Origin of the sequence: Bacillus sp. TH13 (assembly GCF_016651175.1) — a bacterium.
Classification (GTDB): Bacteria; Bacillota; Bacilli; order Bacillales; family Bacillaceae_G; genus Bacillus_A; species Bacillus_A thuringiensis_S.
This window is the reverse complement of the sequence record NZ_JAEKEJ010000025.1, coordinates 1667918-1690826: the sequence shown is the minus strand read 5'-3', so window position 1 is coordinate 1690826 and position 22909 is coordinate 1667918. Positions and strand designations below refer to the sequence as shown.

The window sequence follows — 22909 nt, the reverse complement described above, 5'->3', positions numbered from 1 at the left end:
GAAACGGGGTGTCAAAATGAGCTCTTTTACATTCAACAATCAACGAAAAGAATATATCCAAATAGAAAAAGGATGGAGTCCACCAACATGGGCGCCTTTAAAACGTAATTTCTTAAAAACACCTGGATATCCAGGCGCGAGATTATTAGGAATGGAAACAGATCCTCGTCCACTTCCTGTTCCTGTGGGAATTATCGTTCCAGATGGAACAGATTTAGAAACGTTAAAAGAAGAAATAGCAGCTTGGTTAATTACAGAAGAAGCAGTTGAGCTAGTTTTTGATGTAACTCCTGATAGAACATATTTAGCTGTGATTGATGAAGAGTTTGATCCTGATGATTTCGTTACGTTAGGTAAAGGCACTTTGAAGTTTATTTGTCCGATGCCTTATAAATTAGGACCTACTCGAACAGTAGATTTTCAAACAGGTGCGCTTGGGTTAACGGCAAATGTTCAAAACAAAGGAACTGTTCATTCTAATCCTATTATTGAGATTGACATTACGAAACCAAACACTTTTTTAGATGTATGGTTTGAAGATAAATATTCAAAGGAACCGGATTATTTTCGTATTGGAATGCCATTAAAAATGGAGCAATTGCCTGTAGAAAGAAATCAACGTCTTATATGGGATGAAATGTCCACAACTGTAGGGTGGAGTAAGGTTAGTTCTATGGAAGATGGTAATCCAGTTGGTGAAATGAAAACAGATAGTTACCAATTCTATTGTTCGGACTATGGATCAGGTAATGGATGGCATGGCGCAGCTGTTAAGAAGAGTATCCCTGGTGGGCCAGTACAAGATTTTATTATGCAAGCCCACGTTACATGTAAAAGTAAAACGATTAATGAAATGGGACGAGTTGAGATAGCGATACTCGATGAAAACAGCAAAGTTCTTTCAAAAATTGCCATGAATGACCTCTATTGGCAAGCTGAACAAAATTTTGGAACGATGGTAATTGGATATGATAATAAACCTGGAAAAACAGGTTTAATTTATGAGAGTGGTGATTATCCGAATACATGGAATCAGTATTATGGCAGGTTGTGGATCGCTAGAACCGGTAACGATTGGGAGGCTTATATTTCAAAATTTCTTCCTGGAACAGAAAAAGATGATTCAGAACGCTTTGCAAGGTGGACTGATAAAGACAATAAACATATGGAAAAAGCAGCTCAAATACAGATTAGTATCATGCAGTGGCAAGATGTTCCGCCAGTAGAAGCGATGACAGTTTCTGATTTGAAATTTTGGAAAGTGAATTTAAATAATCAAAATACACCGCCTTATATAGTCGATGTTGGTGACAAAGTCGTGATTGATACAGAAAACAGTCGTGTCAGTATTGAAGGGAAAAACGCTATTAACATAAAAGATATTTTTAGTAATTTTCCTGTTATCAATAAAGGTACTAATAAACTTGAAATTATTCCTTCTGATATAGGAACAGCAAAGGTTAAATATAGGGAGCGATTTAGATGAGGACACCAAGTGGGATACTTCATGTTGTTGATTTTCAAACAGAACAAATTGTTTCTACTATCCAATCTAAAGATTATTGGGATGATAAACGGCATTGGGAAATCAAGAACAATATTGATAAGTTTGATTTTACAACGGCTGATGGTACAGAACAAGCAGCTACACTCTTGCAACAAAACTTAGTGTTAAAAGAAGTGCGTAGCGGTGTTATTGTACCGTATGTAATTACTGAAGCTGAAAAAGTTTCTAATGATAGATCCGTAATTACTTATGCATCTGGTGAGTGGATTTTATTAGCAAAAGCAGGTGTTATCAATCCTCAACGAATTGAAGGGAAAACGGTCAATGAGTTTATTGACATAGCTTTAACAGGGACAAAGTGGAAACGAGGCCGTACAGAATACTCTGGTTTTCATACAATGACTATTAATGAACCTATCGATCCGCTTAAATTATTAAAGGATATCGCTTCTCTTTTTGATTTGGAAATTGTGTATCGTGCTGAAGTTGTTGGTAATCAATTCGTTGGTCGCTATGTGGATATGGTTAAGAAGCGTGGTCGAGAAATAGGTAAAGAAGTGACTCTTGGTAAAGATTTAATGGGAATCAAACGTATTGAAAACTCTCAAAATATTTGTACAGCGCTTATAGGGTTCGTTAAAGGTGAAGGAGATAAGATAATTACAGTTGAGAGTATTAATAATGGTTTGCCGTACATCGTAGATAATGATGCGTTTCAGCGCTGGAATGAAAAAGGAAAGCATAAATTCGGATTCTATACTCCAGAGACAGAACAAGATATCACTCCAGGCCGTTTAATGACTCTTATGAAAACAGAGATGAAAAAACGTGTAAACACATCTGTTTCTTATGAAGTTGAAGCACAATCAATTGGTCGTGTGTTTGGATTGGCACATGAGTTAATTAATGAAGGTGATACAATCCGAATCAAAGATACTGGATTTACACCCAAGTTATACCTTGAAGCACGAGCAATCGCTGGCGATGAGTCATTTAAAGATCCGATGCAAGATAAATATGTATTTGGTGATTACCGTGAAATTGTTGATCCAAACGAGGAATTACGCAAGCTCTATAATAAAGTCCTGGCTTCATTAGGTAGTAAACAAGAAATTTTAGATCAGCTAGATAAGTTGGTTAAAGAAACTGCTGAAACAGCAAATGATGCTCAAAAAGAATCTGAATCCGCTAAGAAAATTGCTGAAAAGGTCCAGGAAAACCTGAAAAATAATACGGTAAATATTATTGAAGCTAAAAACCCACCAATTGATAATCTTATAGTAGGTAAAACATTATGGCGAGATATTAGTAACGGTAAACCTGGTATTTTAAAAGTGTGGAATGGTAAAGGGTGGGAGCTTCTTATTCCTGATGTGGAATCAATTAAAAAAGATACACTGGAGCAGGTGAGTAAGGATATTAAACTCACAAAAGAAGAATTAAATAAGAAAGTGGAAGAAGCGCAAGAAGAAGCTACTGGGCAATTTAATACAGTAACAGAGGATCTTTCAAAAGTTACAAGAACTATTTCTGATGTACAAAGAGATCAAGGTGAAATTGATAAAAAAGTAACCCAGGTTGAACAGGATTCTGAGAAATTTAAATTGTCTATTGAAACATTAACGAAAAATAGTACTGAGACTACAAGTAAGGTCAACACCTTAGTAAGTGATGTGGACGGAAATACGAAAGTTATTTCAGAAGTTAAAGAAAGTGTAGCAAACTTTAATGACGATGTAAGAAACCTGTTAATCGGTTCTAAAACTTTTGATGGCGCTTTGACCTGGGCGCAAGCAGACAATCGTTGGTGGTTTAAATCAGCAGATAAAGTTAAAATTTCGAAGGATGTTTTTCAAGGTAATGTAGTTGTTGAAACACAAACATCATGGACTGCTTTAGCTTATAACTTCAAAGATTTGGTGGATCGGGGAGTTGTCAAAGTAGGAGATAAAGTAACCTATACAATTTATACTCGAGTAAAAGGTTTACCGGATGGCCAAGATTTACAACACACTTTCTATTTTGCTGCAGGGGCTACCGGCATCCGTCCAAATAAATCTACTAATCAATGGCAACGTGTAAGTGTTTCATTTGTAGTGACAGCGGTCATGATGGCATCAACGGGAACGAATAACGAGAGTCATTTTCGTATAGAACCTGACGTAAATCCTCCTGCTGGTTGTTGGTATCAGCAGAGTTCACCACAATTGACTATAGGCAGTAAAGATTATTCGTGGAGACCTGCTCCTGAAGATATTGCAGATGGTAATGTTTTCACCAAGATAACAACCGAGATCAAAGAAGAGGCTGGGAGAATCTCTAAAAAATTGGAGCAGGTTGAATCGCGTACAGTGGGTGTTGAAAACTGGCTAATCAATACTGGGCGAAATCAAAAGCCACAAACAATTGGAATGTCTGGAGGCGCACTAGTCAACAAAGCTGCTCAATCGTTCACTGAGGATTACATGATCGTAGAATGTACAGATCATACCGACTCTTTCTATCAATTCCATTTAGATAATACTAAGATGGGTGACTACGAAAAAGAGAAAGATATGACATTTAGTATCGATTTGCAAAATGATGTTCCTATTGATTTAATTGTATTCCAATTTATTAATGGAGTTTGGGCAGAAAACTTGTACAATAGATTCCCTGTTGCTAATTGGTCTAGGAGATCATTTACATTTAAAATTGATGCGAGGGCAACTGGATGGGGATTGCGATTAAGATTTGAAAGAAACGAAAATTCAAAGGGTAAGAAATTTCGTTTCAAGAAACCTAAATTAGAAAAAGGTTCTGTTCCTACAGGTTTTACAAAATCGACTTATGAGTTGGAGCAAAGTTTCGAGGGTGTAAAAGAGCGTATTGAAAAAACGGAATCTATCATTAATGATGCTGGTGATCGTAACTATGTACGTAATGGAGATTTCACACACTATTGGGCCGATAACGACCTGCAATGGGATAAGAACCTAAACGGTAATTTGCGCGCTGGTAATTGGGCAACAGGTTATAACGCTGGAACAACAGATCCTACAAAGGGTTATCATATGCACGTTAATGACAAAAAGTTTGGGTATCCTGTAGTTGCTGTTATTAACAAAAATGGTCAATTCGGTCAAGCTAAAAGGTGGCTTGGAATGCCTCAAGAAATGCCAGCTAGTTTCCGAAATGATTTCCAGCCAGGTGATACGTACACGATCGCTTTAGATGTATGGACGGAAACAGCAAATAACAAAATAGCGGTAGGATTACACCACTTTATTGAGGGTAACACTTCAATGGGCTTTCATAGTGGGGGGACGCCAGAATTAACGATCGAACCTGTTAAAAAATGGGTTCGTGTGTATGCAACAATGAAATTACATGATAAATCAGATATGAAAAAAGGTTTTAGCTTGTATATTTATGGCGATCGTTCTGCTGATGGTAGTGAATGCTACTTCAAAAATGTATCTGTGTTAAAAGGATCTATGCCGAAAGCATTCGCTCCGTCTCCGGAAGATGGGGTAAAAGAAAATGTATTCAGCCAGAAAGTAACGGAGATTACGAAGAACGCCGAAGGGATAACAAGTGATGTAAAAAAAATACAGGAAATACAAACTCAGCAAGGGCAAACATTGACTGAAGCTACTACAACGATCCTGCAACAATCTGAAGAATTGAAGCTAGCAATGAAAAAGAAAGATGTTGAAGCTTATGTAGGTGGTTTAGGTACTGTCAACGAGTTGCGTGATGCTAATTTTACGTTAGGACAGAAATATTGGTTTTGGAATAGCGGTAATGGGGCTACTGGTGCTGTTGATACGAGTTTAAAATACAAAGGTATGAATACATTTGCAATTACTGTTGCTGGCCAGACGCAAGATCGTTGGTGGGGACTTACAAGTCAATTCATTGAGTGTCAGGTTAACGAAGAGTTTGTTGCATCAGGTTATTTCAATACTGATGGGAAAACACCTATTGATAGTGGCGGTGCATTTATTGAAATGGAATGGTGGACTGCTGACAAAAAAACTCGTATTAAGACAGCTAGAACGAATATCACTGTTGTAAATCATACATGGGTTCGTGCTGTATGCACAGATAAAGCACCAGCTAATGCATCGTTTGTGAGATGGCGTTATTACGTTACAAGAAATGGGCGTTTATGGTGTGCTGCACCTATGTTACAACGTGGCACTATAGCTACAGAATTTTGGTTACATCCGAAAGATCAAACGGATGCTGACAAAATGATAGAGGATATTGCTAATAGAGTAGCAACTAAAGATTACGATAAAAAAGTAACCGAATTGGAAAGAAGTATCGCTACTAATGAAGAAGGCGTTACTATCATTTCAAAAAAACAGGAAAGTTTTATTAATGAGACCTATAATGCCTATGTAAAGAAAACAGAATCGAAGTTACAGGTATTAGATGAAGGGATCTTAGCACAAATTTTAAAAGACGGTATCATTACTTCTATTAATATGTCACCTGGTAAGATTATAATCGATGCTGAGAAACTGAATATTAATGCCGATACAATGGTGAAATGGTTAACTGCAAAAGGCATTGATACGAATCTTATTAGAATTGATGGTGATAAGATAACCATTGATAAAGATGGTGTAACTGTTAAAATGCTAGACTTCCTATTCCAAGACGAATGGGGCACAAAAACAACTGCGGTATCAAGACGAAACCTAATAGCAGATCCAGACTTTTCTAGTGTTACAAAGAAAAACATTGGCCATAACGATTATTATGGATTTGAAGGTGGATATGGCCTTACTTGGAAGTCGTGGGGAAATGTCGTAATAGAAAAGAATACACATATATTCGATTACGAGCAGATGGTGAATGCTGCAAGGGTAGATATGTATAACTACCCAGAAGCAATCGTGAATAACGGTATACATCCTGGTAACGAATATACAGCATCTGCTCATTTTAGAACTGCCATGATAAATGGCGTGCGTAAGACCGGAAAACCGAGAATACACGTATGCTGCGTTAAATTCCGAGATAACGTAAGTTACGACATATTGAGTGAACAAAAGATGGACTTCCCTGAGCCGTCTACATTCTACGGAGAAATCAGAAGGTATTCTTTTACTTTCAAAGTGCCAACAAACTATATTCCGCAACAACATGCATTGATTATTAAAGTTTGTTCTGGAAATGCTGACATGAGACAAGGAACAGCAATTTGTGTAAGTGGTGTAACGTTATACAGTGGCAAATATGCATCTATGTATAATTGGGATCGTGCTGCAGCAGAAAGAGCAGATGGTATTCAGCCGTTTAACGCAATTGCTGTAGGTGGTGTGAATAACAATATAGCTCCAGCACCAGACGGACAAACGTTTGATATAAGTACTGAAAAAGAAGTGAAAATCTTTAGGAATATACGAGCAATGCAGGGAATTAACTTAGGTGGCGGTGGATTCCAACAATGGGGTCATATTCGTTTTACAGACGGTAATATGGGATCGGGTTTTTATGCGAGTACTCCAAGCGGTTGGAAATTTAATGCACTTGGATAGAAAGGAGCAATAAGAATGAATGAGAATCAAATGATGCCACTTCAAGCAGGTGAAAGCTTTCCTTTTATGGGGAGGTTGGTGGATGCAGAGCGCACAGAGACAGGGGTTTTTGTTCAAATACCTGCTGATATGTTAAATAATGCAGGTATTCTACAAGGTATTAGCAGGGTTGAAGTATGGAGAGAGATGGATGGGACGGTAAAGTTTCGAATTGCTACGCTGTGTGAAATATGTAAACGCGGAGCGCGTTTATACCCACTAGATATGGGATTTGCGAAAAAGAACATTTGTTTAGAGTGTTATACATCACTTACAGGGAATTATCCATCTCAAGAACCGCCAACACCAACTAATGAAAATAACACACAAACAGAGCAGGAGCAGCAATAGCTGGTCTTTTTTTTATTGCTAAAAAAGGAGATGAAAAGATGGATCGTATTGATGTATTGTTAAAAGCTTTTATTGCCACTTTCGGTGGCTTCTGTGGTTACTTTTTAGGAGGGTGGGATACAACATTGAAAGTTCTAGTAATCATGGCAGCAATCGACTATATAACGGGAGTAATTGCAGCAGGATATAACGGAGAGTTAAAAAGTAAAGTTGGTTTCAAAGGCATCGCCAAAAAGGTGGTGCTTTTTCTTTTAGTTGCAGCAGCTACTCAAGCAGATGCAATTGTGGGTTCAAATAGTGCTCTTCGTGAAGCAACAATCTTTTTCTTTATCGGAAATGAGTTGCTTTCACTTTTAGAAAATGCAGGGCGTATGGGAATACCTTTGCCTTCAGCTTTAACAAATGCAGTCGAAATTTTAGGTGGTAAACAAAAACAAGAAGAGAAAAAGGGAGATGTTCAATAATGGAAATTAGAAAAAAATTAGTTGACCCAAGTAAATATGGTATAAAGTGTCCTTACACAATGAATCCGGAATTCATTACAGTCCACAATACTTACAACGATGCTACAGCAGAAAATGAAGTAGCCTATATGATTCGTAATGATAACCAGGTTTCATTTCACGTTGCGGTAGATGATAAAGAAGCTGTACAAGGTCTGCCTTTAGAGCGTAATGCATGGGCTTGTGGTGATGGAAACGGTTCAGGTAATCGAGAATCTATTAGTGTAGAAATCTGTTATTCTTTAAGTGGTGGAGCTAGATATTATAAAGCGGAAGACAATGCAACTATTGTTGTAGCGCAATTAATGAAACAGTATGATATTCCAATTCATAAAGTTCGTACACATCAATCATGGAGTGGGAAGTACTGTCCTCATCGTATGTTGGCAGAAGGACGTTGGAATAACTTTATTGAAAGAGTCCAAAATGCATACAATGGAGATGGTAAAATAACTCCTACGCTTATTCCACCGTCAACTAACGGGACGGGTATTGCATATATTGAGGGGAATGGCATTAACCTTCGTAAAGGTCCAGGTACTGGATACGGGGTTATTCGTCAATTAGGTAAAGGTGAGTCCTACGAAGTATGGGGACAATCAAATGGATGGTTAAACCTTGGTGGGGATCAGTGGATTTATAATGATTCATCATACATTCGTTATACTGGAGAAAGTACACCAACAAGTTCGCAATTAGTCAATAATGGTGTAGGAGTAGTTACTATTACAGCAGATGTATTGCGTGTTCGTAGAGGTCCAGGAACTAAATACGGCATTGTAAAAAATGTGTACCAAGGAGAACAGTATCAGTCGTGGGGATATAGAGACGGTTGGTATAATGTTGGTGGAGACCAATGGGTTTCTGGTGAATATGTGAAGTTTGAAAAATAAAACATATTACTGTACAAAAGAATAGTTTTATTAAAATGAATAATAAAAACCAGAGTGCTCTTGAGGAGTACTCTGGCTACATGGGATGCTTACTATACAAGAGGAACACGTGCGATTTTATTTTATGTAGTAACAGACTGAAATATGAGAAAAACACTCCTGCTGTTGTGAACGGGAGTGTTTTTCTGTATATAAAATGGCATCATGCCAGGAGCAGTTTATTATATGCTTCTAAAGTGCCTAACATGCTGTGAAAACAAAAAAACACCTTCTCCGGTAAGAAGGCGTCAAAAATGTGGTGATTCTCTAGATGCATAAATAATATATGCTAAATGAGTCATTTCTATGTAATTAAAATTTACTTTTAGATAATGCCTTTAATATTGGATTTATAATTCTGCTAATTAAACGAAATCCCCTGAATATAGAGCTAACAACTTTCATAACGTTAGAATCTCTTTTTATTTTAAACACCTACTTTCGCAATTCCGCTTGTAGAATAAAGTTTTCTTTTATACTACCTTTATATGTATACCTTATTTTATTCTTTTGATAAACCTTTGTATGATCTTTACTAAATACTGTTTCGTCACTAAGACCAAGTTCTTGTTTAACTAAATTACGTTCTCCAAAACTCAATGAATCATCTATTGTTCCTATTAATAATAAGAAGGCGAATTTGAAATCTTTTTGCTCAGTAAAGAAAGCATTTGGTGTCATAGCTAGCGAAGCCTTTTTAATATGTTTATCCTTATCGGTGTCTAAGAAGATAAAAATATTATTTGATAAACCGATTGAGGTTCTGCCATCTTCTAATACTTCAGTTGAATTAATTTTCAACTTTGTTTTTTCTCCCATTTCTTTCAATGCTTTTTCTACTCTTTGTTTGTATTCATCTACTGTTAATTTAGTTTCTTTATTTTCTGCAATCGCAGGTTTAGTGCTATCTTTTTTATTGCCACTAACACCAGCAGCAACAAAAATTATTATTAGTGCAGCAATAATCCAAACCCACCATTTTTTATAAAACGGTTTTTTCATATAGTTTCCCTCCATAGATTTATACCTAAATCATACCAATTTCATACAACAACTGTAAATGTTAGTTTGTAATATATTGACGAAACAGAACAGTTGTTCTATAATTTATGCAAACAAATGTTCTTGTGGAGGTCATCTTATGAATCACTTACTTAAGTGTTCGTTCAATCAAAAAATACCAATCGAATTAATTTATTTAAAGAGTTCTGGAGATTTCTCTCAAAGAACTGTAATTGTTAGGAAGATATATGAAGATCGTGTATTAGTGTATTGCATGCAAAAACAACAAGTTAGAATGCTGAAATTGGCTAATATACTATCAGTTGATAAAGTAAGAAATACATACCAATATGCTTAAAAATAAATAATGAGGTGAGGTCATATGTCAACAGCAATTCCAAAACCACCAAAGAAAAAGGCTACTAAAAAAGAACCTAGACCATACATGGATGAATTCGAACAACAAGAGGCTGCTGAATTAATTCAATTGGCAGTACAAGATGATACAGAATTAGTATTTACTGTGTATCGAAAATATAAAGAACCAGATGTTATCCGAGGTAAAATAATCAAACTTGAACAACAACTGAATAGAATTGTAGTGAGTGATGGACCGAATGCAATACATAAAATTCAATTCATGGATATTTTGAAAATCGAAACGCCTAGTTAATTTAGCTAGGTGTTTTTTTATATGGCCATAAATTCTTTATCGAAGTAGAACTTGTCCATTAAGTTGTTTACAATCCCGTTGAAATAAGCGAATTTACCCTTTTTTATTTTTATTCCGGATTTAATTTTCATAACAAATTCTTTAATAGCTTTTAAGCCAATAGTTAACTCTTGTTCTTTAGTAAATGCTGTATCACCTGTTGTATGGTTAACAATTTTATTACACTGTCTTACGACCTTCCACAGTTCTTGAATTGTTTTAGATTCACTGTAAAAAGAGTTAACTAAAGAAATAAAACGTTCTGGCACCCAATGTGCTACGAAATTAGCTTCTTTAATGTTTTCTTCTGAAATATTGCTATTCTCATTACTATTACGTTTGTTTATATCTTTTATATTTTGTTTTAAGGTTTTAGTAGTTGTTTTATTGGTGTGACATTTTTCTTCATTTTGAATATGAGCTTGTGTGACAACCTGTTCTTCCACAATGATTGGTTGAATAACAATGGCGTTGCTTGTTTGTCTCATATCGCTTTTACGCTTCATTTCTAGTTGTTTAATAATGCCTAAAGACTCTAAGTGTAGGCATACTCTAATAACCGTTCTACGGCTAATATTGAGGTCTTCAGCGATGTGTGTTTTTGTTCTGAATGATACGCCAAAGAACTTAGAAGAATAGTTGTGTAATTTATTTAATACAGCTAACTGAGTTTTATTTAACTGATCCGCAAATTTTTCTTTGTATGCACGAACAGTTTTATTTAATTCATCAATTGTTTTAAATGTTGCTAGGTTTTTATATGTTTTATTACCTGCAATAATTGTAATTCCTTGTTTCTTTTCCATAGTGGTTTGTCTCCTTTTTGGAAACAAAAAAGCAACGTCACCAATTTGGTAAACGTTGCTTAATAGACCCTGCATGATGTAAAATAGCTCATGAGAGTATAGCAAGTGTTTACCTGGCCTAATCAGGTGGACGGTATATAGAGTGTTCGTAGCACTTTACATACACGCTGTGCTCTTTTGTTTTGTGTAGATTTTGCACGCTGAAATAATTTTGCATGAATTTTGCACGATTACTTCTGAAAATCTAAAGGAGCCTTGATATAAAAGGGGTATTTTACTATTAGTTCGAATCCCTCTGGGCGCGTCAAAAAGTCCTAACTTATGTTTTGTAGGTTAGGACTTTTTTATTTATTCCATTATTCGAGGGCTAAACAAAATAAACTGATAGGAGTTTTATTTTATACGTGTACTTTCAAAATGCCTTGTCTCATTGCTTCTGTTAATGCTTCGGACCTGGATCCTACTTTTAATTTTTTGAAGATTTTTGTTAGGTTGTATTCTACAGCTCTTGAACTCATGTACAGTTCATCAGCAATTTGTTTATTGCTACTTCCTTTAGAGACGGATTCTAAGATTTCTAATTCTTTTTGTGTAAGAAGAGCGGTTTTATTTTCAATTTGTTGAGTTGTTATATCGTCTGTACGTAGTTGACGTAATAAAGAAATAGGAAGCAAAGTATATCCGTTTACAGCTGCACGAATTGCCATTAAAAGCTCTTGCTGAGATGCTGATTTACTAATAATTCCGCTGATACCAGAGTTTATTAATAAATTAAATTGGGATATGTATTCAAAACCTGTGTATAAAATGATTTTTGCATCTGTTTGAATATGTAATATTTTCTGGGCGAGTTCAATACCACTACAATTGGGCATATTCATATCCAAGAGATATACGTCAAAAGGTGTAGCGTCACTTTTTATAAGTGCTTCCTGTTCATTTAAAATATATTCTGCTTGCATATCTTCTTCTAATTCAATCATGCTCTTGGTTCCTTCACCTACAATTTGATGATCATCTACGATTAATACTCGAATCATTATTTACCACCTCGGAACTGTAATGTTTACTTGAAGTCCTTTTTTAGCTGCGGATACTATATGTATTTCTCCACCAATTGATTGAAGCCTTTCTTTTATACCAGAAAGCCCCATATGCTGCTTAGGGGAGTAGGGAGTGTCTATATTAAAACCTTTGCCGTTGTCTCGGTAGTCTAGGGAAATACAGTTATTCTCTTCCCATAAAAAAATCGATACGATAGTTGCCTCGGAATGTTTATCTGCGTTTGTTAGTAGTTCTTGAATGATACGATATAAAGATAAAATTTTGTCAAAATCGTAATAATGTTCTTGAATTGATTCATGATCAAATTGAATTTGAAATTGCACACGTAATTGTGTTTGGGCTAGCAATTCTCTTAATGCACCAATTAAACCAGCGTCTGATAAAAGTGATGGACGCAATTCATTACATGTATCGCGAATTTGTTGTATTACATCGTGCATACCGAAGTGAATTTTTTTTAGTTCATTTTTAAATTCTAGTGGAACGGATTTGTTTTTTAGTAAAGAATCTAGTTTACGGTACCATACGATTTGATCTTGTAATGCAGAGTCGTGTAAATCTGAAGCGAGTCGGCGCCTTTCTTGTTCAGAAATTTGAAAGAGTAGGCGTGATAAGCTTGCAGAATTTGTTTTGGATTCTAAACTCTCCTGCTCTAGAGAATGAATAATTTCATTAATGGTATACAAGTTTTCGTAAATAAGACGGACGTATGTCGTGACAGTGATGAACCATGATTTTTCATGCGTATTATATTTAATATTATTCACTTTTCTTCCAATCCAGATGTAGTGTTTTATATGTTTAGTAGAGTATAAGTAAATGCCGATGCATCCATCATCCTCTAATAAATCATTAATTAGTAATGCTGCCATACTCCATTTTTTCTTTTTAGAAAGTGTGAAATCTTTCGTTTGTCCATATCCGTTACAGAGTGTATATGTGTTGTCTTTCATATCATATTGAACAAATAGAATAAAAGAAGGTTTCAACATCGAAATGATTTCATTAGTGAATTTTTTCTCTAACTCTTCTGTTTTCATAATAGATGATAGCTGTGCGGTAAACTGTTCAATGTTTACGTATAAGTTTGTTTTAGTCCGAAAGAGGTGATTACGGAATGTAAAATCTAATCTTTCTTTTAATATGAGAAATAGAATGTTTAACGGAAAAATAATAATAAAACTTTGCAGTAGTCGAGAGAGAAAATTGTCTTTGTAATAAATGCTCCAGCTCGTAATGATTGCAATTAATAGAGTTGGAATTAGTGACAGAAATGCGTAATACCGTAAACGATCAAATACAAACTCTATATCAAAAATCTGCTTCGTCGCTACTAAATAAAAATAACCGATTGGAAGAGTGATTAGGAACATAGCTCCAATACCTGCTGAGAGAATCGGTGTTCTGAATATTGCATCTGGAAGAGCATAGAGTGTAACGAACGGAAAGAAGGCGATGGAATGAATCGTGAGCATTAATTTTAAAAATGGTTTATGTACTGTACTGTGATATTTGATATAGGCACGGATTAAAAAATATATACAAAAGATAATATTTATTGAAAGGTAAATTAGTTCTAATCCATCGGTATTAACTATCGGAAATGGAATGAACATCGTTAAATTAGAGAGTAATAGTAAAATAATGCCGATTGTAATATCGATTTTTAGAAATCTCATAGAAATAACGTATAGTTGTTTTTTCTTGAATAATTCATTCAACAATAAAATGAGAGACATAGGTGTACCTTGAAATACAATACTTAAAATAATGAGAGCGATAAAATCACCTTTACCAGATTCAACTGCGATTAGAAGACTTGAGGAAGTCATGAATAGAAACGTGATCAAAAAGAATGTTTCCCGGTTCAAAGGCTTCTTTGTATAAAGAAAAATAGATAACCCTAAACAAATAAAAGCGAGTAGGAATGGAAAGTATACAGAAATAATTTTGTCACGAGAATCAATAAAATGTTGTGTTCCTTTATAAGTTTGGGTGATATCGTCTTTTTTAATTTGTATTTCAGATGCATTTAGTGATTGGTTTTGATATCCAGGAAGTATTCCTAAATGAGGCTTTTCTTTATTTATCGAATAGATTATATCTCCTTCTTTTAAGTCCGTATGAAAAGCCCAACCGGAGGATTTAATTTTTGCTATTGTATATGTAGCTGAGTCTGTTTTAGAAATAAGCACTCCACTATATGGTTGGTTTATTTTATATAAGATATAGCCTTGTAAACAAAAATACAGGATAGTTACACATAAAATGAAAACGAAGTTACGTTGTATCTGCAACGGTTTAGACACCTCTCTTTGTAGGTATATCGTTTAATTTCTGAATATTTTTATAATAACATTTAAGAAGTTTTCATACAATCAATGTCATCTGTTGAAATTGCGGTGAACCACATAAGAGTGGTTCGCCTTTTTTACGGTAAATACAGTACGGATTGCGGACAATAGCATCAGAAAGAAGTCTATGATAAAGATACAACTTAACAAGTAAATGAAGGAGGCAATAGTGATGAAAAAGTTTTTGTTGATGGTAGGCGGGATTGCATTAGGAATGGCGGTTATTTATTTCGTAAAAAGCTAAAAGGGGATGTTATATATGGCATTTGAAATTCAAGGATTAAATAAAACATTTGGTGAATATAAAGCCGTTAATGATTTAAATATACGTGTAGAAGAAGGTGGAATTTTAGGGATGCTGGGCCGGAATGGTGCTGGTAAGACGACAACGATTCGTATGATCTTAGATTTAATCAAACCGGATAGCGGCCAAATTCTATGGAATAATCGCCCTTTTTCAAAGAAAGACCTATCTATTGGCTATTTACCAGAAGAGCGTGGATTATACCCGAAAATGAATGTAGTGGAGCAATTGGTGTATTTCGGAAAGTTAGAAGGAATGCCAGCTAATCTTGCAAAAAGACATGCGTTACAATGGCTAGAAAAATTAGAAATGACACCACATTTAAAGAAGAAAACAGAGGAATTGTCAAAGGGAAATCAACAAAAGATTCAATTGATTTCAGCGATATTGCATAATCCGGAATTCATCATACTAGATGAGCCATTTAGTGGATTGGATCCTGTAAATGCAGAGATGTTAAAAAATGTTGTGCTCGAGTTAATTGCGCAAAGAAAAACGATTATCTTTTGTAGTCATCAAATGGACAGTGTAGAAACGTTCTGTGAGGAAATTTGTATTATGAAAAACGGTCAACTTGTATTATCGGGTGCTTTGTCAGATATTAAGAAAAGTTATCAGTACAAATATATGACGTTGCAAACGGAAGGGGATATTGAACCTATTCTTAAGAAGAAAAATTTCAATTTTGAAAAAGTTAATCGTACGTTCATGATTAAAGTTAATGATGGAGAGGATGCATTTTCGCTGCTTGAAGATATTAAAACTAAACAATATATCCGAGATGTTTCTATTAAAGAGCCTTCTTTACATCAAATCTTTGTTGAAAAGGCGGGTGCATAAGTAATGAGGAATTTCTGGATTGTTTTAGGGCAAACTTACTGGGACCGTGTGAGGACGAAAATATTTATTGGGATGACATTATTATTAATAGGAGGAGGGATATTCTTATTCTCTTTTCCAACTTTAGTACAAAAGTTTTCTGGAGAGAAAGAAAAAGCAAAGGTTGTATTTATTTCTGAAGCACCTAATGTTACGGTGGATCAATCTAGTCTTAGTAAAGCTCTTCCAGAATGGGATTGGTCTTTAGGAGATAAAACAAAATTAAATCAATATAAGCAAGAATTGTTAGATAGGAAAGTCGAAGCGCTCTTTATATTAAAAGAGGGTGCGGGTGCTGAACCAGTATTAGATTACTTTATGAAGCTGGATAATCCTAAGTTGATTCAAAGTGCACAGGTATTTGTACAAAATCAGTATTTTCAAAGTGCGGTAGTTAAACAACAGTTATCAGAAGAGGCTGTGAAATCACTGACGATGAACGTGCAAGCGACAAAGCAGAACTTAAATAACGAAGAAACAAGTTCATTTTTACTAGTATATTTATTAGTAGCGATTATGTACTTAGCAATCACTTCATATGGAAATGCTATAGCGACAGCAGTTGCATCAGAGAAAGCCTCCCGTGTTATGGAAGTGATGGTTACAAAAGTATCTCCTGTCCATATGGTTTTCGGGAAAATTTTAGGAGTCGGTCTTGCTAGTTTGACACAGTTATTTATTTTCTTCTTTAGTATGGCGTTATATATTAAATCTGGAATTTTCAAGGTATCGGATTCGTTTTTTGGAGTGAATATTGATGTAAATATGATTACAGGTGAGCATGCTGCATATTTCTTGTTATATTTTGTTCTCGGTTACTTCGTTTATGCGGCACTTTTCGCGGTGTTTGGTTCTATGGTAAGCAGGCCAGAAGAATTATCCGGAACAACGATGCCGATTACTCTTATATTGATGGGAAGCTTAGTGGTCGAGTTGTTAGTAGTACTTGATAACCCTGAAGGGCTAGTATCAAGGGTGACATCATATGTTCCGTTTACAGCTCCAATTAGTATGGTAGTTAGGATTATTAATGGATCTGTTGGGAGTTTAGAAATTATTACATCTATGGTTGTATTATTGGCTAGCATCAGCTTAATTGCTATGTTTGCAGCGAAGGTCTATCCGAAAGGTGTATTAAGAAGTGGTAAGAGCCTTAAATTTAGTCAATTGTTAAAAAATAATTAATTGTAGGGGGGAATAAATAATGGGATTTTTTTCGAAAAGAAAACAAAAAATGATGGATAGTAGTGGCGAGAGAAGCGTGAAAAAAATAGTTGAGTTGTCTGTGGAAGAGATGAGAGGAATTCAAGGAGCGTCTAGTGAATCGAACGATTATCTCTATGATTCATATGTAATTAGGAATCAAAGTTCCTTAGCTTTAAATAAGAGGTTTCTTCCTTAATTAAGAATCGTAAAAGAGTAGTTAGGCATAGTGAAGTGTCACTATACCTAAACTGCTCTTTTTATTTTGGAATTGAACAGAGATAAATTTAATGTTGTTATATATAAAATTAAGAGTTACTATTAGTATGTGGTGACAAAACATGAGTTTATCCCGCATTAACGGGCAGTAAGACCCCCACCTCAAAATTCAGCGGAAGCAAAGAAGTTAGGTGGGGGGCGTCTACCCGTAAAAGCCCGATTGGTGAGGGTTGATTAAAGTTTCACTTTATTATTTTCTTTCAATATTATTCAAATTTCGGTTGTAAGTTGTAAATATCATTAATACATATAAATTAATAATATTTTGGAATGGGCGTCTGCGTGAGGATTCTCCTTTTACCAAACTTATTGTACAATAGAAACAAGGGGGAGATTAGTTTGAAGGCAAGTCTTTTACAAGAACAAAGCTTACGTTTGGCAATGACACAAGAGTTAAGGCAAGCGATTACAATGCTTCAGTATAATGTACAAGAATTATCGGAGTTTTTGTATGAGCAATCGTTAGAGAATCCCCTTATTGAGTTAGGTGGTTTTGAGAGGGAGAAGAAGAAGAAGAGCTCTAACAACAGTAAAAGTACCAGCAAACAAGTCGAGAATCAGATGGAAATCTACAGTGTGGATTCTACAACGATTCAGCAACATTTATTAAATCAAATACAGTATTATAAAATAGAAGAAGAAGAGCGAAAAATAGCTTCTTTCATTATTATGAACATGGATGGAAATGGGTATTTACAAGAAACGAATGAAGAATTAGCAGATCTCCTTTCTGCGCATATTCATGTAGTCGATCGCTCTGTAGAGATTGTCCAATCACTTGAGCCAGCAGGGGTAGGAGCGCGTAATATTCAGGAATGTTTAACCTTACAATTGAAGCGCTTACAAAGAAGAAATGGATTAGCGGAAGATGTTGTAGAGGAGCACTTTGCTTATTTCGTGAAGAAGGATTGGCGAAAGCTCGTTCATGTGCTGAAGTGTAGTAATGAAGAATTACAATCGGCGGTGAACTGTATTACATCATTGCAGCCGAAACCGGGCCTTGCGTATTCTTCGGATAAACCACTGTATATTGTGCCTGACATGGCAGTGAAAAAAGAAGGCGATCGCCTCGTTTTACAGATGAATGAGAGAAATATGCCGAGAATTGAAATTCACTCTGAGTACAGTGCGCTTCTTAATAATAGTGAAAGTGAAGTAGCGTCTTACGTTTCAGAAAAGTATCAGCATGTGCAATGGATTATGCGCAGTTTGAAACAGAGAAAACAAACACTTCTGCAAGTGATGACGATTATTATGGAAAAACAACGTGATTTCTTTTGGGAAGGTCCAGCGTATTTAAAGCCGCTCGCTTTAAAAGAGGTGGCGGAAGAGCTAAGTGTGCATGAGTCTACGATTAGTCGTGCAACAAGAAATAAGTATGTGCAAACGCCACACGGTTTATTTGAGATGAAATCGTTCTTTAGTAATGCAGTTTCGACGACAGAGGATGAGGCAGTTTCAACGAAGCGAGTGAAACAGTTTATTCAAACGCTTGTGGAAGCAGAGAATAAGAAAAAGCCACTCTCAGATCAAAAGATTTCAAAATTATTAGAAGAAGAGCATGAAATTGTTATTTCTCGAAGAACGGTGGCGAAGTATAGAGAACAAATGCATATCCCAGCTTCGTCATTGCGAAAAACAATCGGATAGGTGAAGAAGATGAAAGTTGTGCTGTATACAAAAAAGGATTGTGGTCTTTGCGTGCAGGCGAAACAAGTTTTGCAGGAAGTACAATGTGAATATTCTTTTCAAATTGAGGAAATAGATATATATGAAGATCATGACCTTTTAGAAAAATATCACTTAATGATTCCGGTTGTAGAAATAGACGGAAAACAAGTAGAATATGGTAACATTCACAAAGGTGTCATAATAAACTATATAAAGAATGCAGTTAAGAGTTGAATAAGTTTCTATCTCCTGTTACAATAATACACGTAGCAGGGATTATTTTTTTAACCCACGTGGGACGCAAAATGTCACTACGGGACGTAAGGTGACCACCGAGGGAAAATGAACCAATGTAGTGAGGAGAAAAGATATGCGCTCATGGATTCAGAACACAAAAAAATTATTACCTGATCTGCTACCTGTTATGCAAACGAGAATGCAAATTCTTCAATACATTAGGCTCATGCAGCCGATTGGAAGAAGAAACTTATCAGCAAGCCTCGGTATGACAGAACGAGTATTGCGAAGTGAAGTTCAAGTTTTGAAAGAACAAAACTTAGTTCACGTCGCTTCTTCTGGAATGACTTTGACAGAAGAAGGAACAGCTTTAGTTCTTGCTTTGGAAGACTTTATGAAAGAAATTTCCGGGTTAAAGGTTTTAGAAAAACAACTTAAGGAAACATTAGACTTGGATGAAGTTTTCGTTGTCCCTGGTGATAGTGATGAATCACCTTGGGTCAAACTGGAGATGGGCCGTGCTTGTGTGACTTGTATAAAAGACCGTCTGACAGCGAATAATATCGTTGCTGTGGCTGGAGGAACTACGCTAGCTGCTGCTGCGGACATGATGCAACTTGATTGCAAAGATTTACATATGCTATTTGTCCCAGCACGTGGTGGAATTGGAGAAGGTGTTGAATTAGAAGCCAATACCATTTGTGCCAAGATGGCGCAAAATACGATGAGTAATTATCGCTTATTGTATGTTCCAGACCATGTTAGTAGCGAAGCATATGCGTCTATTGTGACAGAGCCTTCCGTGAAAGAAGTTCTTGAGTTGATTCGATCTTCCAATATCGTCATTCATGGAATAGGTGATGCGTTAACAATGGCACGTCGCAGAAGTACTTCAGAAGCAGATTGGTTAAAGATTCAGGCAAGCGAAGCAGTTGGCGAAGCTTTCGGTTACTACTTTAATGAAGAAGGAAATGTTGTTCATAAAGTAAGAACAGTTGGTATGCAACTTGAGGATTTACAAAATGTATCTCACGTTGTTGCAGTCGCTGGAGGTTCTTCAAAGGCAAAAGCAATACAGGCTGTAATTAAACAAGGGCACACTTCAATTCTAATTACAGATGAAGGTGCAGCAAAACAGTTAACAAAGGGTTTTACCCTTTAATATAATCCCCCAAGGAGGAAATTCAAATGACTAAAATTGGTATTAATGGATTTGGACGTATCGGACGTAACGTATTCCGCGCAGCTCTTAACAACTCTGAGGTAGAAGTAGTAGCAATCAACGACTTAACAGATGCTAAAACATTAGCTCACCTTTTAAAATATGACACAGTTCACGGAACTTTAAATGCAGAAGTATCTGCTAACGAAAACAGCATCGTTGTTAACGGTAAAGAAATTAAAGTTATCGCTGAGCGTGACCCAGCTCAATTACCATGGAGCGACTACGGAGTAGAAGTAGTAGTAGAATCTACTGGCCGTTTCACTAAAAAATCAGACGCTGAAAAACACTTAGGTGGATCAGTTAAGAAAGTTATCATCTCAGCTCCAGCTTCTGACGAAGATATCACTGTAGTTATGGGTGTTAACCACGAACAATACGATGCAGCTAACCACAACGTAGTATCTAACGCTTCTTGTACTACAAACTGTCTAGCTCCATTCGCTAAAGTATTAAACGAAAAATTCGGCGTAAAACGCGGAATGATGACAACAATTCACTCTTACACTAACGACCAACAAATCTTAGACTTACCACACAAAGATTTACGTCGTGCTCGTGCAGCAGCTGAAAACATGATCCCAACATCTACTGGTGCAGCTAAAGCTGTAGCATTAGTATTACCAGAACTTAAAGGTAAATTAAACGGTGGCGCTGTACGTGTTCCAACTGCTAACGTTTCTCTTGTTGACTTAGTTGTTGAACTTGACAAAGAAGTAACAGTTGAAGATGTAAACGCAGCATTCAAAGCAGCAGCTGAAGGCGAATTAAAAGGTATCCTTGGATACAGCGAAGAGCCATTAGTATCTATCGACTATAACGGATGTACAGCTTCTTCTACAATCGATGCATTATCTACAATGGTAATGGAAGGTAACATGGTTAAAGTACTTTCTTGGTACGATAACGAAACTGGTTACTCTAACCGCGTAGTAGACTTAGCAGCTTACATGACTTCTAAAGGTCTTTAATTCTTAATTATATAAGCAATCAATGACAAAACGAGGGAGAGGGTTTGTTCCCTCTCTCTCTTCTTTCGTTTTAAAAGCAAATGTGTTAAGCTTTTGAATGGGTTTTGTCAATCCTAACTAGTAGTCGGAGGGAAATCCAATGAACAAAAAATCAATTCGTGACGTAGATTTAAAAGGTAAGCGTGTATTTTGCCGCGTTGATTTCAACGTACCTATGAAAGAAGGCAAAATTACAGATGAAACTCGTATCCGTGCAGCTCTTCCTACAATTCAATATTTAGTAGAGCAAGGTGCGAAAGTTATTTTAGCAAGCCACTTAGGCCGTCCAAAAGGTCAAGCGGTAGAAGAATTACGTCTTACTCCAGTAGCAGCACGTTTAGGCGAGCTTCTTGGTAAAGATGTTAAAAAAGCAGACGAAGCATTCGGACCAGTTGCACAAGAAATGGTTGCAGCAATGAACGAAGGCGACGTATTAGTTCTTGAAAACGTACGTTTCTATGCGGGCGAAGAAAAGAACGATGCAGAACTTGCGAAAGAATTTGCAGCACTTGCTGACATCTTCGTAAACGATGCATTCGGTGCAGCTCACCGTGCTCACGCTTCTACAGCAGGTATCGCAGACTACCTACCAGCAGTATCTGGTCTATTAATGGAAAAAGAGTTAGATGTATTAGGTAAAGCACTTTCTAACCCAGAACGTCCATTTACAGCTATTATTGGTGGTGCGAAAGTAAAAGATAAAATCGGTGTAATTCGTCATCTATTAGACAAAGTAGATAACTTAATCATCGGTGGCGGACTTGCTTACACGTTCGTTAAAGCTTTAGGTCATGAAATTGGTCTATCTCTATGTGAAGACGACAAGATTGAACTAGCTAAAGAATTTATGCAACTTGCAAAAGAAAAAGGCGTAAACTTCTACATGCCAGTTGATGTTGTAATCACTGAGGAATTCTCTGAAACTGCAACAACTCAAATCGTTGGTATCGACTCTATCCCTTCTAACTGGGAAGGCGTAGACATCGGTCCTAAAACACGTGAAATTTATGCAGATGTAATTAAAAACTCTAAGCTTGTTGTATGGAATGGACCAATGGGTGTATTCGAAATGACTCCATTCGCAGAAGGTACAAAAGCAGTAGGACAAGCATTAGCAGATGCAGAAGATACATACTCTGTTATCGGCGGTGGTGACTCTGCAGCAGCTGTTGAAAAATTCGGTATGGCTGATAAAATGAGCCACATTTCTACTGGCGGCGGTGCGTCATTAGAATTCATGGAAGGTAAAGAGCTTCCAGGTGTAGTTTGTCTTAACGACAAATAAGTAGCAGCCAAAGA

The 22909-nt window shown here is 36.2% G+C and carries 19 protein-coding genes; 15 read left to right on the top strand and 4 right to left on the bottom strand.

Annotated elements, in window-relative coordinates; translation table 11 throughout:
• The first annotated feature begins 16 nt into the window (after window positions 1–16).
• The 5 genes from JFU02_RS17120 to JFU02_RS17100 are packed head-to-tail and all read left to right on the top strand — an operon-like array spanning window position 17 to window position 8827.
• Window positions 17–1486 carry a distal tail protein Dit gene (locus JFU02_RS17120; protein ID WP_000094134.1) on the top strand — a complete coding sequence of 490 codons (1470 nt, stop codon included), beginning with the start codon at window positions 17–19 and terminating at the stop codon, window positions 1484–1486.
• A complete protein-coding gene (locus tag JFU02_RS17115) occupies window positions 1483–7041 on the top strand; it encodes a phage tail spike protein (RefSeq protein WP_201071310.1) in 5559 nt (1852 codons plus the stop codon). Before JFU02_RS17120 ends, JFU02_RS17115 begins: the two co-directional genes overlap by 4 nt.
• A gap of 15 nt (window positions 7042–7056) precedes the next feature.
• The gene (locus tag JFU02_RS17110) at window positions 7057–7431 is read left to right on the top strand and encodes a hypothetical protein (RefSeq protein WP_201071308.1); all 375 of its coding nucleotides are present in this window, start codon (window positions 7057–7059) and stop codon (window positions 7429–7431) included.
• A 38-nt stretch (window positions 7432–7469) separates the two neighbouring features.
• Window positions 7470–7895, top strand: coding sequence for a phage holin family protein (locus tag JFU02_RS17105; RefSeq protein WP_042596564.1), 426 nt, complete (start codon window positions 7470–7472; stop codon window positions 7893–7895).
• Window positions 7895–8827, top strand: coding sequence for an N-acetylmuramoyl-L-alanine amidase (locus tag JFU02_RS17100; RefSeq protein ID WP_042596562.1), 933 nt, complete (start codon window positions 7895–7897; stop codon window positions 8825–8827). Before JFU02_RS17105 ends, JFU02_RS17100 begins: the two co-directional genes overlap by 1 nt.
• A 474-nt stretch (window positions 8828–9301) precedes the next feature.
• On the opposite strand, the gene JFU02_RS17095 is transcribed toward JFU02_RS17100, so the two are convergent.
• Complete coding sequence (locus JFU02_RS17095; RefSeq protein WP_042596560.1) at window positions 9302–9868, bottom strand: SurA N-terminal domain-containing protein; 567 nt, start codon at window positions 9866–9868, stop codon at window positions 9302–9304.
• 139 nt (window positions 9869–10007) lie between these two features.
• Here JFU02_RS17095 and JFU02_RS17090 point away from each other — a divergent pair, with 139 nt between their 5' ends.
• Together JFU02_RS17090 and JFU02_RS17085 are read left to right on the top strand one after the other, a co-directional pair.
• A complete protein-coding gene (locus JFU02_RS17090) occupies window positions 10008–10226 on the top strand; it encodes a hypothetical protein (protein WP_001016120.1) in 219 nt (72 codons plus the stop codon).
• Between the two features lie 24 nt (window positions 10227–10250).
• The gene (locus JFU02_RS17085; protein ID WP_042596559.1) at window positions 10251–10541 is read left to right on the top strand and encodes a YolD-like family protein; all 291 of its coding nucleotides are present in this window, start codon (window positions 10251–10253) and stop codon (window positions 10539–10541) included.
• A 17-nt stretch (window positions 10542–10558) separates the two neighbouring features.
• Here JFU02_RS17085 and JFU02_RS17080 read toward each other — a convergent pair whose 3' ends face one another.
• The 3 genes from JFU02_RS17080 to JFU02_RS17070 all read right to left on the bottom strand — a co-directional run bounded on the left by JFU02_RS17080 (window position 10559) and on the right by JFU02_RS17070 (window position 14748).
• Window positions 10559–11386: a helix-turn-helix domain-containing protein gene (locus JFU02_RS17080; protein WP_042596557.1), complete on the bottom strand. Its 828-nt coding sequence runs from the start codon at window positions 11384–11386 to the stop codon at window positions 10559–10561.
• A gap of 398 nt (window positions 11387–11784) precedes the next feature.
• Window positions 11785–12426 (bottom strand): response regulator, encoded by a 642-nt coding sequence (locus JFU02_RS17075; protein ID WP_000621764.1) that lies wholly within the window; start codon window positions 12424–12426, stop codon window positions 11785–11787.
• 3 nt (window positions 12427–12429) lie between these two features.
• Window positions 12430–14748 (bottom strand): sensor histidine kinase, encoded by a 2319-nt coding sequence (locus JFU02_RS17070; RefSeq protein ID WP_201071306.1) that lies wholly within the window; start codon window positions 14746–14748, stop codon window positions 12430–12432.
• Window positions 14749–15064: 316 nt separating this feature from the next.
• Here JFU02_RS17070 and JFU02_RS17065 point away from each other — a divergent pair, with 316 nt between their 5' ends.
• The 8 genes from JFU02_RS17065 to JFU02_RS17030 all read left to right on the top strand — a co-directional run bounded on the left by JFU02_RS17065 (window position 15065) and on the right by JFU02_RS17030 (window position 22895).
• Entirely contained in the window at window positions 15065–15949 is an 885-nt protein-coding gene (locus tag JFU02_RS17065; RefSeq protein WP_000863493.1) for an ABC transporter ATP-binding protein, read from the top strand.
• Between the two features lie 3 nt (window positions 15950–15952).
• Window positions 15953–17173, top strand: coding sequence for an ABC transporter permease (locus JFU02_RS17060; protein WP_061666154.1), 1221 nt, complete (start codon window positions 15953–15955; stop codon window positions 17171–17173).
• Between the two features lie 19 nt (window positions 17174–17192).
• Entirely contained in the window at window positions 17193–17390 is a 198-nt protein-coding gene (locus JFU02_RS17055; RefSeq protein ID WP_000505576.1) for a hypothetical protein, read from the top strand.
• 419 nt (window positions 17391–17809) lie between these two features.
• Window positions 17810–19120 carry an RNA polymerase factor sigma-54 gene (gene rpoN / locus JFU02_RS17050; protein ID WP_000647941.1) on the top strand — a complete coding sequence of 437 codons (1311 nt, stop codon included), beginning with the start codon at window positions 17810–17812 and terminating at the stop codon, window positions 19118–19120.
• 9 nt (window positions 19121–19129) lie between these two features.
• On the top strand, window positions 19130–19375 hold the full coding sequence (locus JFU02_RS17045; protein ID WP_000869733.1) for a glutaredoxin family protein: 246 nt from the start codon (window positions 19130–19132) through the stop codon (window positions 19373–19375).
• Between the two features lie 136 nt (window positions 19376–19511).
• Complete coding sequence (gene cggR / locus JFU02_RS17040; RefSeq protein ID WP_001258185.1) at window positions 19512–20540, top strand: gapA transcriptional regulator CggR; 1029 nt, start codon at window positions 19512–19514, stop codon at window positions 20538–20540.
• A 26-nt stretch (window positions 20541–20566) separates the two neighbouring features.
• A complete protein-coding gene (gene gap, locus JFU02_RS17035) occupies window positions 20567–21571 on the top strand; it encodes a type I glyceraldehyde-3-phosphate dehydrogenase (RefSeq protein WP_000161234.1) in 1005 nt (334 codons plus the stop codon).
• Between the two features lie 139 nt (window positions 21572–21710).
• The gene (locus tag JFU02_RS17030; protein ID WP_001036332.1) at window positions 21711–22895 is read left to right on the top strand and encodes a phosphoglycerate kinase; all 1185 of its coding nucleotides are present in this window, start codon (window positions 21711–21713) and stop codon (window positions 22893–22895) included.
• Window positions 22896–22909 lie beyond the last annotated feature (14 nt).